General features: G+C 42.3%; 11 protein-coding genes, 1 pseudogene and 1 other annotated feature. All 12 genes and pseudogenes read left to right on the top strand.

The window, feature by feature from the left end; genetic code table 11:
- Positions 1 to 60: 60 nt before the first annotated feature.
- The 12 genes and pseudogenes from DQQ01_RS06625 to DQQ01_RS06680 all read left to right on the top strand — a co-directional run bounded on the left by DQQ01_RS06625 (position 61) and on the right by DQQ01_RS06680 (position 13506).
- Positions 61 to 736: pseudogene (locus DQQ01_RS06625) on the top strand (ABC transporter ATP-binding protein).
- Positions 733 to 3195 (top strand): ABC transporter permease, encoded by a 2463-nt coding sequence (locus DQQ01_RS06630; RefSeq protein WP_111919411.1) that lies wholly within the window; start codon positions 733 to 735, stop codon positions 3193 to 3195. The pseudogene DQQ01_RS06625 and the gene DQQ01_RS06630 overlap by 4 nt, the downstream one beginning before the upstream one ends.
- 166 nt (positions 3196 to 3361) lie before the next feature.
- A complete protein-coding gene (locus tag DQQ01_RS06635) occupies positions 3362 to 3733 on the top strand; it encodes a GntR family transcriptional regulator (protein WP_111919412.1) in 372 nt (123 codons plus the stop codon).
- Positions 3734 to 3736: 3 nt separating this feature from the next.
- On the top strand, positions 3737 to 4588 hold the full coding sequence (locus DQQ01_RS06640; protein ID WP_111919413.1) for an ABC transporter ATP-binding protein: 852 nt from the start codon (positions 3737 to 3739) through the stop codon (positions 4586 to 4588).
- Complete coding sequence (locus DQQ01_RS06645; RefSeq protein ID WP_111919414.1) at positions 4585 to 5244, top strand: ABC-2 transporter permease; 660 nt, start codon at positions 4585 to 4587, stop codon at positions 5242 to 5244. Before DQQ01_RS06640 ends, DQQ01_RS06645 begins: the two co-directional genes overlap by 4 nt.
- Before the next feature lie 92 nt (positions 5245 to 5336).
- Positions 5337 to 5567: a binding site (T-box leader), on the top strand.
- 74 nt (positions 5568 to 5641) lie between these two features.
- Positions 5642 to 6673 carry a bile acid:sodium symporter family protein gene (locus DQQ01_RS06650; RefSeq protein WP_111919415.1) on the top strand — a complete coding sequence of 344 codons (1032 nt, stop codon included), beginning with the start codon at positions 5642 to 5644 and terminating at the stop codon, positions 6671 to 6673.
- A 160-nt stretch (positions 6674 to 6833) separates the two neighbouring features.
- Entirely contained in the window at positions 6834 to 7502 is a 669-nt protein-coding gene (locus DQQ01_RS06655; RefSeq protein ID WP_111919416.1) for a response regulator transcription factor, read from the top strand.
- Positions 7499 to 8536: a sensor histidine kinase gene (locus DQQ01_RS06660; protein WP_111919417.1), complete on the top strand. Its 1038-nt coding sequence runs from the start codon at positions 7499 to 7501 to the stop codon at positions 8534 to 8536. The genes DQQ01_RS06655 and DQQ01_RS06660 overlap by 4 nt, the downstream gene beginning before the upstream one ends.
- A 69-nt stretch (positions 8537 to 8605) precedes the next feature.
- Positions 8606 to 9373, top strand: a complete 768-nt coding sequence (locus DQQ01_RS06665; protein WP_111920855.1) for an ABC transporter ATP-binding protein — start codon at positions 8606 to 8608, stop codon at positions 9371 to 9373.
- Complete coding sequence (locus tag DQQ01_RS06670; protein ID WP_111919418.1) at positions 9360 to 11573, top strand: FtsX-like permease family protein; 2214 nt, start codon at positions 9360 to 9362, stop codon at positions 11571 to 11573. Before DQQ01_RS06665 ends, DQQ01_RS06670 begins: the two co-directional genes overlap by 14 nt.
- 129 nt (positions 11574 to 11702) lie before the next feature.
- On the top strand, positions 11703 to 12152 hold the full coding sequence (locus tag DQQ01_RS06675; RefSeq protein WP_242980649.1) for a MarR family winged helix-turn-helix transcriptional regulator: 450 nt from the start codon (positions 11703 to 11705) through the stop codon (positions 12150 to 12152).
- Positions 12142 to 13506 carry an MATE family efflux transporter gene (locus tag DQQ01_RS06680; protein WP_111919419.1) on the top strand — a complete coding sequence of 455 codons (1365 nt, stop codon included), beginning with the start codon at positions 12142 to 12144 and terminating at the stop codon, positions 13504 to 13506. Before DQQ01_RS06675 ends, DQQ01_RS06680 begins: the two co-directional genes overlap by 11 nt.
- The last annotated feature ends 25 nt before the right edge of the window (positions 13507 to 13531 follow it).

Genomic DNA, 13531 nt, shown 5'->3' on the forward strand with positions numbered 1-13531 from the left:
CTTCTGTTGTATCATGCATAGTAAAGAGCAGAACATTTAAAACAGAAGGGAGCAGGAGAAATGAAACCAATGGTAGAAGTGAGAAATCTAAAGAAATATTACGGAAAAGGGGAAAATCTGGTAAAAGCGGTAGACCATACAGACTTGGATATAGAAAGAGGAAAAGTTTACGGCAATTGTGGGGCGTTCCGGTTCCGGAAAAAGTACTCTTCTCCATTTAATCGGCGGTCTGGACAGACCGGATAAGGGAAGCGTACGCATAGACGGAGAGAATATTTTTAAGCTGAAGGACGAAGCCCTGGCTGTCTTTCGGAGAAAGAAAATCGGATTTATTTTTCAGGATTATAATCTGATTCCCTCTCTGAATGTATGGGAAAATATTGTGCTTCCCATAGGGCTGGATAATCAGAGAGTCGACCATGCTTATATTATGGAAATTGTAAAAAATATTGGGATTGAAGATAAGCTGAAAAATCTTCCCAATGCTCTGTCAGGAGGTCAGAAGCAGCGGGTAGCCATTGCAAGAGCCTTGGCTTCCCGGCCTGCTATTATTCTTGCAGATGAGCCGACCGGAAATTTGGATTCCAAGACAGAACTGGAGGTCATTGCCCTTTTAAAAGCCTGTGTCACCAAATACGGACAGACATTAGTTATGATTACCCATGATGAAACCATTGCCCAGATGGCAGATGAGGTCATTGTCATTGAAGACGGTAAGGTGGTGACAGAAGGATGAAAATAGTAACAAGAACTGCCTTTTCCAATATCAGGACAAATAAGAACAGAAATATTCTTATAGGCATTGCTATATTTTTGACCACACTTTTGCTGTTTGTGATACCGGGGATTGGCTTTGGAATTGTAAATTTGGAATTTGCAGCCGTGAATAAGGCATATCCCACCTTTCATGGATTGTACCGTGATGTAAAGCCGGAAACCGTACAGGAATTACAGGCCTCTAACCGTCTGGAAACTATAGGGCTTCGCTGTGATCCAGCAGTTATGATGAATGATGAATATTCCATTAGCATGCTGTTTGTAGATAAGGTTTGCGCCGATCTGAATAAGTTTGAACTTGCTGAGGGCAATTTCCCGGAGCGGGAAAACGAAATTGTGGTATCTAAAGGCATTTTAAAGGTCATGGGTCTGGAAGGAAAAATCGGAGATACCATTCATATTCCCTATCAGCGCATGACAAAGGATGGACTGGATTTTGGCAGTGAAAAGGATTTTGTTATCTGCGGTATGATGGAGGATACCAAAGCGAACGAGGAAAGGAAAAACTACACGGCTCTTGTCTCCAAAGCATTTGCCAAACAGATTCTTCCGGCCGAGGAGTTGTTTTATCGCGTGTATTTCCGTATTCCGGCACAGACAGCAGGAACCACAGATGGCATGGAAGAAGAGATGAAGGATATTGCGGCAGATTTTGGCATTGACGAGGATAATTATCGGGAAAATACAGAATATCTGGCTGCAAATTATGTGGATCCCTCTGTCGTTCCCGCTATTGTCATGATTATGCTGGTAGTGGTGTTGGCAGGTGTTATTACCATATACAGTATTTACTATGTATCTATGATTCACAGGGTACAGGAATATGGAAGATTAAAGGCAATCGGAGCTACCAGACATCAGATTCGCCAAATTGTCTTAAAGGAAGGCTTTTTTGTGGCAGTATTTGCCATTCCGGTAGGGCTTTTGGCCGGTACAGGGATTGTAGAGGCTGCTTTCCCGATAATCTATCATTTTCTGGATATTGATACAGAAAATACCATGAATATGGCAATTAAAGAGTTAGTGGAAGGCCATGAGGTGCAGTATCTGCATATCTGGCTGTATCTTCTGGCAGCAGGAGTTGCTTTGCTTACCGTATATCTCTCTCTTTTGAAGCCCATGAGAATTGCTTCCAGAATTTCCCCTATAGAAGCGCTTCGTTATAACGGAGAAGAAAATCATGGAAAGGGAACGAGAAAGGGCTACGAAAGTCTGAATCTGTTCCGTCTGACCTGTTCAAACCTGGCAAGGAATAAAAAGAGAACGGTGATTACCATTGTTTCTATGGCCTTTACTGGAATCCTTTTTGTAACAGTATCTGCCGGGCTGTCCTGTTCCGCACCCAGAGAATCTGCAAATGCCAGCATAGACGGGCAGTATCTTTTGAGAGTTATTACAGAATCTGGGAATAAGGAGCACCCAGAGTTGGAATGGAATCAGGTACAGCAGCACAATCCTCTGACTCCGGAAGTTGTAAAGGAGATAGAAAAGCTGGACGGTGTTGCGAAAGTAGAGGTGAAATCTTCGATTTCCCTTAAGGCAGAGGAATATGAGGATTTTATGCAGGTAGTAGGATATTCCGAGAACTATGCAGAAATTTTGGAGAAAGGACTGGTAGAGGGGAAAGTAACCTATGAAGAATTGAAAAAAGGCGACAAGGTGATATTAAGTAAAACTGCTCTTCACTGGTATCCTGAGTTAAAGGTGGGAGATAAAATTCTGTTTTCCTATAAGGACGGAGATGTTGTGAGGGAAAAGACCCTGGAAATTGCTGCAATTGGAAACTATTCAGAAGGAATCCAGGATTACAGTACATTTCTGACCGCAGATGAAGCTGTACAGAAGATGAGTCAGTACAATGTATACGATATCGTAAGTGTTTTTGCAGAAAAGGATTATGATGAAACACTGGAAAAAGCACTGGAAGCAATCTGTCAGAAGGCAGGCGGCATGGAAGTCAGCGATACCTGGCAGAAGGGTTATGAGGAATATGTGACAGCGATTTCTTTTATGTATATCGCAGTTTATCTCTTTCTGGGAATCTTAGGTATTATCTGTATGATGAATATGGTAAATACCATGATAAACAGTATCCATGTGCGAAAAAAGGAGCTTGGTATGATGCAGGCAATCGGTCTGTCAGAACGGCAGCTTGTAAAAATGCTGAATCTGGAGGGTATGTTTTATACTCTGGGAACTCTGTTTTGCTCCGTCAGCCTGGGAAGTCTGGGAGGATATGCATTCTTCCTTTATGCAAGGGAAAATCATATTATGGGAATCCAGTATTTTCACTATCCCACACCGGCTGTTCTGGTGTTGATTACAGTTATGGTACTCTTCCAGGTGATTCTCAGCACAGTTATTGGAAAGTCCATGAAAAAGGAATCTCTGATTGAAAGAATCCGCTTCAGCGAATGACGAATAAAACAGAACTGCAGACTTTGCAGGGAAAACCGCTGTACAGACAGGAAGCTGTCTTGCAGCGGTTTTCTTTTTAGGTTGTTGAAAAAACAGTATATAACAGCATAAAACAGTTGACAACAGTTTTATGCTGTTATATACTGTTTGCAAGAGGAGGAAAACCATGCAGATTATAATCAACCACTCATCTATGGTTCCCATTTATGAGCAGCTCGTGGACCAGATAAAAACAATGATTTTAAATGAAGAGTTAAAACCGGGAGAAGGACTTCCCTCTGTACGCGTTCTGGCAAAGGAATTGAAAATCAGCGCACTGACTGTAAAAAAAGCATACGATGCTCTGGAAGCAGAAGGTTTCACCATTACTGTACATGGAAAAGGCACATATGTGGCAGAAGCCAATCGTGACGCCAAGCTGCAGGAACAGCAAAAGGAGATAGAAGCAGAGTTTGAGCGTGTCATTGGCAAAGCAAGGAGATACGGTATGGCAGAGGAAGATATCCGGGTTGTTTTTGACTTGATTATGGAGGAATAATACATGCTGAAAATCAAAGATTTAAGAAAATCCTATGGCAATTTTGAACTGAATCTGTCCCTGGAAGTTCCGGCAGGCTGTATTACCGGCCTGGTTGGTTCCAATGGAGCAGGGAAAAGCACGACCTTTAAAGCCATTTTAGGTCTGATTACCACAGAGAAAGGCTCTGTAGAAGTCTGTGGAAAGGACATTTGCACATGGGAGGCAAAAGACAGGGAGAAGCTGGGAGTTGTTCTGGCAAATGCAGGCTTTAACACTTATTTGACCCTCCGGGATATGGAAGGGGTCCTTTCCCGTATGTATACCCGGTTTGACAGAGAGATGTTCCGGGAATACTGCAGCCGCTATCATCTGCCTTTGGATAAAAAACTGAAGGAATTTTCCACAGGTATGCTGGCAAAGACAAAGATTCTGGCTGCCATTACTCATAAAGCGGATTTGCTGCTTTTGGACGAACCGACCACAGGGCTTGATGTGCTTGCCAGAGAGGAACTTCTGGATATGCTTCGCTCCTATATGGAAGAAAACGAGGAGAGAAGTATTTTAATCAGTTCTCATATTTCTACAGATTTAGAAGGACTGTGTGACGATTTATATATGATAGAAAAAGGGCACATTGTGCTGCATGAAGAAATGGATATCCTGCTTGGACAGTATGGAATTTTAAAGGTGACAAAAAGCCAGTTTGATGCCATGGAAAAGCAGTATCTTTTGGGGAAAATAGAGGAAAACTACGGATATCGCTGCCTGACAAAGGAAAAGCAGTTTTATCTGGAAAATTATCCGGAACTGACTCTGGAAAAAGGCAGTGTAGACGAGGTGATTACCATGCTTGTGAAAGGAGAAAAAATATGAGAGGATTGTTATTAAAGGATTTGGCGCTTATGAAGGGTCAGAAGAAATTTTTGCTGCTGGTGATTCTGATTGCGGCAGTTCCTGTTTTGACTTCAGGAAACATTGGGTTTTTAACTACCTACCTGCCTTTTGTTATCTGCTTTTTTACCATTTCTACCGTAAGCTACGATGAAATTGACAACAGTATTTCTTTTTTAATGACATTGCCGGTTAGCAGAAAAGACTATGCCAAAGAAAAATATGTCTGCGGTTTGCTTTTGGGACTGGGAACTCTGGTGCTTTGTCAGCTTTTGGGTCTGGCAGCAGGATTTTTTATGTCAGATTTTATAGCGGAAGTCTATTTTTTACAGGGAGCGGCCATTGCCGGGGTGATTGTTTTGTTTCTTTCTGTCATTCTTCCCATACAACTGAAATTTGGAACCGAAAAAGGCAGGATTTTTACTTTTGTGGTGTTTATAGCGATTATGGGGCTGGCAGTTCTGGTCAGCCGTTTGACCGGACTTTCGGTAGATTCCAAAATAATCAAAAGTATTTTGGGCATATTGGCGCAAATTCCTCTTTGGGGCTATATTCTGGGCGGTGTCCTGGTTTCTTTGCTGCTTCTCGGAATCTCCTATGGCATCAGCGTAAAAATTATGGAGAAAAAAGAATTTTAAAAGAGAAAAAATGTAAGAAGTGCTTGACTTTTGAAAAATCATGATTATAATATTAATTAAATCAATTACAACAAATTAATGTGATAAAACACCAAAATCCAATGAAGGGAACAAGGTCATATTTCAGAACGGTATTTCAGAGAGTCTGCGTTTGGTGAAAGCAGATATAGCGGGAAATGTGAATATCCTCCCAAAGGAGCTGACTGAAACAACAGTAAGTCCAGCCGGAATCCTCCGTTAAAGGGAAAACATATGAAGTATGTGAGCGCTGCAGAGAGATTTGCAGAATCAGGGTGGTACCGCGGATTTTATTCGTCCCTTTCGGCAAGAGCCGGAAGGGGCTTTTTGTCGTAGAACAGACTTTTTCAGGTGTTTGCACAGAAGAAGGAGGAGCTTTATGAAAGCATTACAAAAAGCCAGCAAATTTTTGTCAGATTACACCTCGGCAGTAGTCATTGCCATTGCAGTGGTCACCTTTCTTTTGCCCGGACTTATGGGCTGGGTGAATTACCAGCTGTTCACGGACATGGTGGGAAATAAGTTTACCAGTCAGTCTATGATTATCGGAATCATTATGTTCAGCATGGGACTGACCCTTACCACTCAGGATTTTAAAATCCTGGCGCAGCGTCCACTGGATATCTGCATTGGTGCGGTTGCACAGTATCTGATTATGCCGTTTTTGGCATTTGGAATCAGCCGGGTTTTAAATCTGCCGGATGCCATTGCCCTTGGCTTGATTTTAGTAGGCTGCTGCCCGGGAGGAGTTTCCTCAAATATTATGTCCTACCTGTGCGGAGGTGATGTGGCATTTTCCGTGGGAATGACCACAGTATCTACCCTGCTTTCTCCGATTATGACCCCGCTTCTGGTTTCTTTTTTAGCAAGTGGAACAAAAATCAGCATCAAAGGGTTGCCTATGTTTGTATCCATTATCGAAACAGTGATTCTGCCCATTGCAGTGGGATTTTTCCTTAATTATCTCTGGGGAAAGAAAAAGACCTTTCAGAATATACAGAAGATTATGCCGGGCGTGGCGGTTTTAGGTCTGGCCTGTGTAGTTGGCGGTGTGATTTCTTCTCAGGGTGCAAATTTCTTTACTTCAGGCGTTGTGATTTTTGCAGCAGTACTCCTTCATAACGGATTGGGCTATCTGTTGGGATATGGTGCAGGAAAGCTGACCGGTATGAACACTGCCAAGAAGAGAACCATTTCGATTGAAGTAGGTATGCAGAATGCAGGTCTTGCCACAAACCTTGCAACTACAACCGCCCAGTTTGCCAGTGCGCCGCAGTCTGCAGTTATTTGTGCAGTGTCCTGTGTATGGCATTCTATTTCAGGAACCTTAATTGCCGGATTTTTTGCAAGCCTTGATAAAAAGAGAGAAAAAGCAGGGGAAGCACAGGAGGCTGTGCTTCCGGAAAATTAAAGCGAAAAATAAAAACAGAAGATATGATATAAAAAACACACAGGAAATGCAAAAAACAGGGCTGCTTCCTGTGTGTTTTTGGATTCCGGCAGGAAAAAGACGCTTCAATTTTCCGGGACATAATGATAAAATAAAAATCAGAATTTAAAGGAGAAGAAGCATGAAGTATAAAATTTTAATTGTGGAAGACGACGCTGTGATACAAAAGGAATTAAAGGCGCTTTTAACAGGGCACGGCTATGAGGTGCAGGCAGTGGAAGACTTTGGACACACTCTGGATTTGGTAAAGGATTTTTCGCCTCATTTAATCCTTCTGGATATTAAATTGCCGACAGAAGGAGGATTTTCCATTTGTGCAAAAATCCGCAGTTTTTCATCGGTTCCTATTGTGTTTGTCACAAGCTGCAGTACGGATATGGACGAGCTCAACAGTATTCTTCTGGGTGGGGATGCTTTTCTTACAAAGCCGTATAATACAGCCATATTGCTGGCAAAGATAGATTCTCTTTTAAAAAGGTCGTACGCAGGAGAGAAGGAAACCTGCTTTACCCATAAGGGAGTTACACTTCATCTGGAGGACAGCAGTATTTCCTGGCAGGGAGAAAAGACAGAACTTACAAAAAATGAACTGAAAATTCTATACTATCTGTTTCAGCATGCAGGGGCAATCTGTTCCAGAGCAGATATTGTGGAATATCTTTGGGATAACCGTTTGTATGTGGACGACAATGCCTTAAGCGTCAATATTAACCGTATCCGGGAAAAACTCTCCGGGCTTGGACTCCGGGATTTTATCGTTACCAGACACAGGCAGGGATATAAGATATGAATACCATACAATACTGGAAAAACAGAATTCCTTTTTTTCTTGTAAATGCAGTGGGCATGACGGCTTTGGCACTCTTTTTGAAGATCAATCGAAATACAGATGATACCATCTTTTTCATTCTTTTTGTCTGGAGTTTTATGCTTTTGGGAGGCAGTCTTCTTACCTTTTGTCAGAAAAAGAGAAGGGCAGACCGACTTCTTTCCATGGCGGAAAAGATGAAAGAGCGGTATTTGCTTCCGGAGATAATGGACAGACCCCAGAAGGCAGAGGAGGCTGTCTATTACCGGATTTTAAAGCTGGCGGAAAAGTCTATGTTGGAAGAGATTGGGCTGGTAAAAAGAGAGAGAAGGGAATACAGGGAGTATATTGAACAGTGGATTCATGAGGTGAAAACTCCCATTACTGCCATGAAGCTTCTCTGTGAAAACAATCGTTCCAGGGTAGAACGGGAGCTTCTAAAGGAGTTGGAGAGGGTACAGGGCTATACGGAGGAGGCGCTTTATTATGCCAGAAGCGAGTATACACAGCAGGATTATTCCATACGGGAAATCAATGTGTTTGATGTGGTACATAAGGCTGTGGGGGACAACAAATATCTGCTATTGGAAAATCGTGTACAGATACAGGTAGAGGGAGAATCTTGTCTTGTCTTTTCTGATGAGAAGTGGCTCTGTTTTATGCTAAGCCAACTGCTTATCAATGCCGTAAAATATAAAAGCAGGGAGAGAACCTGTATCATTTCTTTTTATACCATACCGGAAAAGGACGGAGTCAGTTTGCACATCAGGGATAACGGAATCGGAATTTTGCCGGAGGATTTGCCCAGGATTTTTCAAAAAGGTTTTACAGGAAAAAACGGGCGGGAGCGGCAAAACGCCACCGGAATCGGATTGTATTTGTGCAAAAGACTGTGTGAAAAGCTGGATATTTCCCTGTCTGTGGCTTCCAATAAGGAGGGGACAGACATCAGTTTCGGATTTCATAAAAACGATTATATTCCTCAGAATTCTTACAATTCTGTTAGAACTTTGTAAGAGAAGTACATACAAAAAAGAAGGACTTTTCTCTACAATAAGGAAAGAATACAGGAGAGGTGATGAATGATGAGAGAATTGTTAAAATTGGATCATATCCAGAAATACTACGGAAATCAGGGAAATCTGACAAAGGCAATCCGGGATATCAGTTTTACCGTGGAGGTGGGAGAGTTTGTAGGAATTATGGGTGCCAGCGGTTCCGGGAAAACCACACTTTTAAACTGCATTTCTACAGTAGATACCGTCAGTGCAGGGCATATTTATCTGGACAAAACAGATGTGACAGAGCTTAAGGAAAAGGAAATTGCCCGTTTCAGAAGGGAAAATCTGGGCTTTATTTTTCAGGATTTTAACCTGTTAGATACCTTAACCATTGGGGAAAATATTGCCCTTGCCCTTACCATTAATCGGATTCCTGCCTTAAAGGTAGACGGGAAGGTACAACAGATTGCAGAAGCTTTGAACATTCAGGATATCCTGACAAAGTATCCCTATGAGGTATCGGGAGGACAGCAGCAGCGCTGTGCCTGTGCCAGAGCCATTGTCAATAATCCCAAGTTGCTTCTTGCCGATGAGCCTACGGGGAGCCTTGACAGTCACTCCGCGCAGATGCTTCTGGCAACCATAGAAAGAATTCATACACAGCTTCAGACTACCGTGCTTATGGTAACTCATGACGCTTTTTCTGCCAGCTATGCACAGAGGATTTTATTTTTGCGGGACGGAGAAATCTTTACAGAAATCCGCAGAGGAGAGGTGGGCAGACAGAACTTTTTTGAGAAGATTTTAAGTGTACTTACCATGATGGGAGGCGGTCACCATGATGTATATTAAGCTGATTTGGAGAAACGCCAGACGATCTTTTAAGGACTATCTTATCTATATGGTAACCCTGACCTTATGTGTCACTATGTTTTACTCTTTTCTTTCCATAAGTAGTCAGTATTATCAACCGGATATAGGTGTAGAATATAATCTGGATATTGTCAGCGACGGAATGAAGCTGGCAGTTTTTACCCTCACCTTGTTGCTTTTGGTACTGATACAGTATGTAAATCGTTTTATGATACGCCGCAGGCAGAAGGAATTTGCAGTACAGACCATTATGGGCATGGAGCAGAGGGTGACTGCATGGTTATTTTTCGGAGAAACGTTGATTATGGGACTGTGTTCTCTGGTACTTGGAATTTTGGCAGGCGCAGTGTGTTCCCAGTTTATCACCGCCATGTTGATGAATGCTTTTGGGAAAGAATATCGGTTCACATGGCTTTTGTTTCCCGATACCATTGGAATTACGGTGGTTTTTTTCCTTCTCTGTTTTGTCTTAACCGGTTTTTTTCAAGTGCGGATTATACGGAAAATTAAGATTATTGATATGTTGAAAGCGCAGCGGAAAAACGAGGAGAAGGTGACGAAAAGCAGATGGATTTACGTTTTGGCAGGAATCAATTTTGCGGTGCAGACAGGGCTTACCACACATGGAATCCGACAGATGTATTATTATTTTGACCGTCGGTATTCCTGGGTTTTGCATGTGGTTTACTGGAGCGGTATCCTTGTTCCGGGAGCCTGTGTCCTTTTGTGGATGGTGTGGTTTTTCCAAAGGAAGAAAAGGAATTTCCTGAAGACTCTTGGGCTGCAGATGTTTCTGACTTTTTTAAGCGTAGTTTTGTATGCCAGTCTACCTGTGATGAAGATGAAATTTTTGATGCCCATAGCTGCAGAAGCCTTTAATTTTTATATGCTTTCTCTGATTTGGGATTTGATTTTCTTTATCGGTAGCTTTTTTTATCTTATAGGCAGAGCCATTGCAGCTTTGAAAGAAAAATCTATGAAACTTCGTTATAAGGGAGAAAATCTTTTTTATTTTGGGCAGGTATTATCCAGATTAAAAAGCACAACGGCTACATTGACCCTGATTTCTATTACCTTGATGGCGTCTGTAATTTTGTTTTTGCTGGTTCCGTTTCTGGTGGGCTGGGCAGAAGGATATTTACACATGCGTTCTGTCTATGATATTGAAATTTCAAGTACCTACCATGACATCGCAGAGGTTTCGGAACTCCAGATAGAAGAGTATGATTGTGTGGACTCTTTTCTTAAGGAACATGACGTTTTCGTGAAAGATGACTGCATCTTCTCCACCTATTTGCCGAGAAGAGGAGATTTTTCCAATCGAAATAAATATGGGTTTCCGGAAACGGCGATTTCTCTTTCCGATTACAATCATTTGTGTAGGATTCTGGGAGCAGAGGAAATTTCTTTAAAAGAGGGAGAGTTTGCCGTGCAGTATCAGGAAAATTCCAGAGAAGAAAATCTGCCGGAAGTTTTGAAAAACCAGACCCGTCTTGAAACAGATGGAGGTACTCTTTCCTTAAAACCAGGAGGAATTTATCATCGTTCCATGGGGGAAGCTGTCTATAATCTCTATACAGATTATCTTTATGTTTTGCCGGATAAAATCTGCGGGCAATTATTAGAAGTCAGTGGATTTCGGGTCATACAGACAGAAAAGCCTCTGCCCTTTGATGTGGCGGTGGAGCTGGAAAAGATGTTTTATCACCAGTATCCGGAAGCAGAGGAGAGCATGCATTTTGACCTGGATTCCAATACAAAAGAGGCGGGTGTTATCACAGGCTATAATTTCGTACTGCAGGCAGGTATGACTTATGGAGCCGTGGTGCTGTTGGTTATTTGTTTTACCATACTCTCTCTTTTACAGCTTTCCGATGCAGGACAGTATGCTTTTCGCTTTCAGGTGCTGCGGAATCTGGGAGTGGAAAGGAAGCGTATACACAGCCTGATTTTAAAGCAGTTGGGCCTTTGGTTTGGACTGCCGGTAGGGATGGCTGTTTTGGTATCCGGGATTTTTTCCGCTTATCTTTTTCTGGCATATCAGACAGAAATCCGGGCTTATATCGGTTTTTTGACTTTGTTTGGACAAGTGGCAGCCGTTTTTGCGGTTATGGCATTGATTTTTCTGTGCTATTTTGTGGCTACATGGATTTTATTTAAACGTACTGTAAAAGAATAAAAATTATTGAAAGAGGGGGGCTGTTGTATGTGACGGTCCCCCTCTTGACAAAGGAGGAAAATTGCCTATAATGGTTCTTTGGAGAACAGTTTTTTTTAGAACTATTAAAATGAGAAAGGAGATGAAAAAATGGAATTGGAAGCGACGGATATGCGTCTGCTTATGCGCGGTATCACAAAGCTGTATGAGCAGTATCTGGAGCGTATTCGGGGAAAATACGGACTGTCCCAGATAGAGATTACGATTATCGGGTTTCTGTACAACAATCCGGGAAAAGACACAGCGGCTGAGATTGTAGAACTTCGTATGCTCCCAAAGGGAAATGTATCCCAGGGAGTAGAGCTTCTGGTGAAAAAGGGATTTCTGAGGCGAAATACGGACAGGACAGACCGCAGGAAGGTTCATTTATCCCTGGAGGAAACAGCAATTCCTCTCTGCAATGAGATTGAAAAAGTAAATCAAAGTTTTAAAGAACAGCTTTTGCAGGGTCTTACCCAACAGGAAAAAGAAACTTACGAAAAAATCAACAGACAGCTTATGAAGAACATAGAGAAAGGAATGAATTTTGATGAAAAATGATAAGGATTTTCTGGGAACGCAGCCGGTGGGAAAGCTGCTTTTGAATCTGGCGCTTCCTACCGTTACCGCACAGCTTATTAACATGCTGTATAATATTGTAGACCGTATTTACATCGGACACATTCCAAAAGCAGGGGCCATGGCGCTGACCGGGGTGGGTGTGTGTATGCCCCTGATTATGATTGTGGCGGCTTTTGCAGCCCTTGTGGGAAACGGCGGTTCTCCAAGAGCTTCTATTGCTATGGGAAAAGGAGATAATGAATCTGCAGAAAAAATTCTGGGCAACTGTTTTACTTTGCAAATTGTTATTTCTGTAATTCTGACAGCCGTGCTGCTGATTTGGAACCGGGATTTTCTCATGGCCTTTGGTGCGAGTGAGGATACCATTGAGTACGGAGTCAGCTATATGAATATTTACGCAGTGGGTACGATTTTCGTACAGCTGACCCTTGGGATGAATGCCTTTATTACCGCACAGGGGTTTGCGAAAACCGGTATGCTTTCTGTTCTGATTGGTGCAGTTGCAAATATTGTATTAGACCCGATTTTTATTTTTGGCATGAACATGGGAGTAAGAGGCGCAGCTCTTGCAACCATTATTTCTCAGAGTTTATCCTGTGTTTGGGTTTTACATTTCCTTTTTGGGAAAAAAACCTTTCTGCGGATTCAGACAAAGAATCTGAAGCTGAAGGGCAGCATTATTTTCCCATGTATTGCCCTGGGTTCTTCTGTTTTTGTTATGCAGGCAAGTGAAAGTATTATTTCTATCTGCTTTAACTCTTCCTTGCAGGGTTACGGAGGAGATATTGCCGTAGGCGCTATGACCATTCTCACCAGTGTTATGCAGTTTGCCATGTTGCCGTTGCAGGGACTTGGCCAGGGAGCGCAACCCATTATTAGCTACAACTATGGCGCCCGGAATAAAAAACGTGTGAAGTCTGCATATGGATTGCTTTTGAAGGTCAGCCTGCTCTATTCTGTGCTTTTGTGGGCAATGGTTATGCTATTTCCGCGAGCCTTTGCCGGTTTGTTTACCTCTGATACAGCGCTTATGGATTTCACAGAGAGCGCACTGCGGATTTATGTAGCTGCTCTGTTTATCTTCGGTATCCAAATGGCATGTCAGATGACTTTTATGTCCATTGGAAATGCCAAAGCTTCTATCATTGTAGCTGTTATGAGAAAATTTGTCCTTCTTATCCCTCTGATTTATCTGATGCCTCAGATTTTTACCGCAGATAAGACAAAAGCTGTGTACATGGCAGAGCCGGTTGCTGATATTCTTGCCGTGACCTTTACTGTGATTTTGTTTGCCCATCAGTTTAAAAAGGCACTTGCTGAAATATCCCGTTGAGATATGGGGAAAAAAGAGATATAAT

The organism is Blautia argi (assembly GCF_003287895.1).
GTDB lineage: Bacteria > Bacillota > Clostridia > Lachnospirales > Lachnospiraceae > Blautia > Blautia argi.

What these genes read in the sequence shown, in the direction of transcription:
- DQQ01_RS06650 (WP_111919415.1), top strand. Translation starts at nt 5,642, where the DNA reads ATGAAAGCATTACAAAAAGCCAGCAAATTTTTGTCAGATTACACCTCG.
- DQQ01_RS06675 (WP_242980649.1), top strand. Translation starts at nt 11,703, where the DNA reads ATGGAATTGGAAGCGACGGATATGCGTCTGCTTATGCGCGGTATCACA.
- DQQ01_RS06680 (WP_111919419.1), top strand. Translation starts at nt 12,142, where the DNA reads ATGAAAAATGATAAGGATTTTCTGGGAACGCAGCCGGTGGGAAAGCTG.
- DQQ01_RS06630 (WP_111919411.1), top strand. Translation starts at nt 733, where the DNA reads ATGAAAATAGTAACAAGAACTGCCTTTTCCAATATCAGGACAAATAAG.
- DQQ01_RS06655 (WP_111919416.1), top strand. Translation starts at nt 6,834, where the DNA reads ATGAAGTATAAAATTTTAATTGTGGAAGACGACGCTGTGATACAAAAG.
- DQQ01_RS06635 (WP_111919412.1), top strand. Translation starts at nt 3,362, where the DNA reads ATGCAGATTATAATCAACCACTCATCTATGGTTCCCATTTATGAGCAG.
- DQQ01_RS06640 (WP_111919413.1), top strand. Translation starts at nt 3,737, where the DNA reads ATGCTGAAAATCAAAGATTTAAGAAAATCCTATGGCAATTTTGAACTG.
- DQQ01_RS06670 (WP_111919418.1), top strand. Translation starts at nt 9,360, where the DNA reads ATGATGTATATTAAGCTGATTTGGAGAAACGCCAGACGATCTTTTAAG.
- DQQ01_RS06660 (WP_111919417.1), top strand. Translation starts at nt 7,499, where the DNA reads ATGAATACCATACAATACTGGAAAAACAGAATTCCTTTTTTTCTTGTA.
- DQQ01_RS06665 (WP_111920855.1), top strand. Translation starts at nt 8,606, where the DNA reads ATGAGAGAATTGTTAAAATTGGATCATATCCAGAAATACTACGGAAAT.
- DQQ01_RS06645 (WP_111919414.1), top strand. Translation starts at nt 4,585, where the DNA reads ATGAGAGGATTGTTATTAAAGGATTTGGCGCTTATGAAGGGTCAGAAG.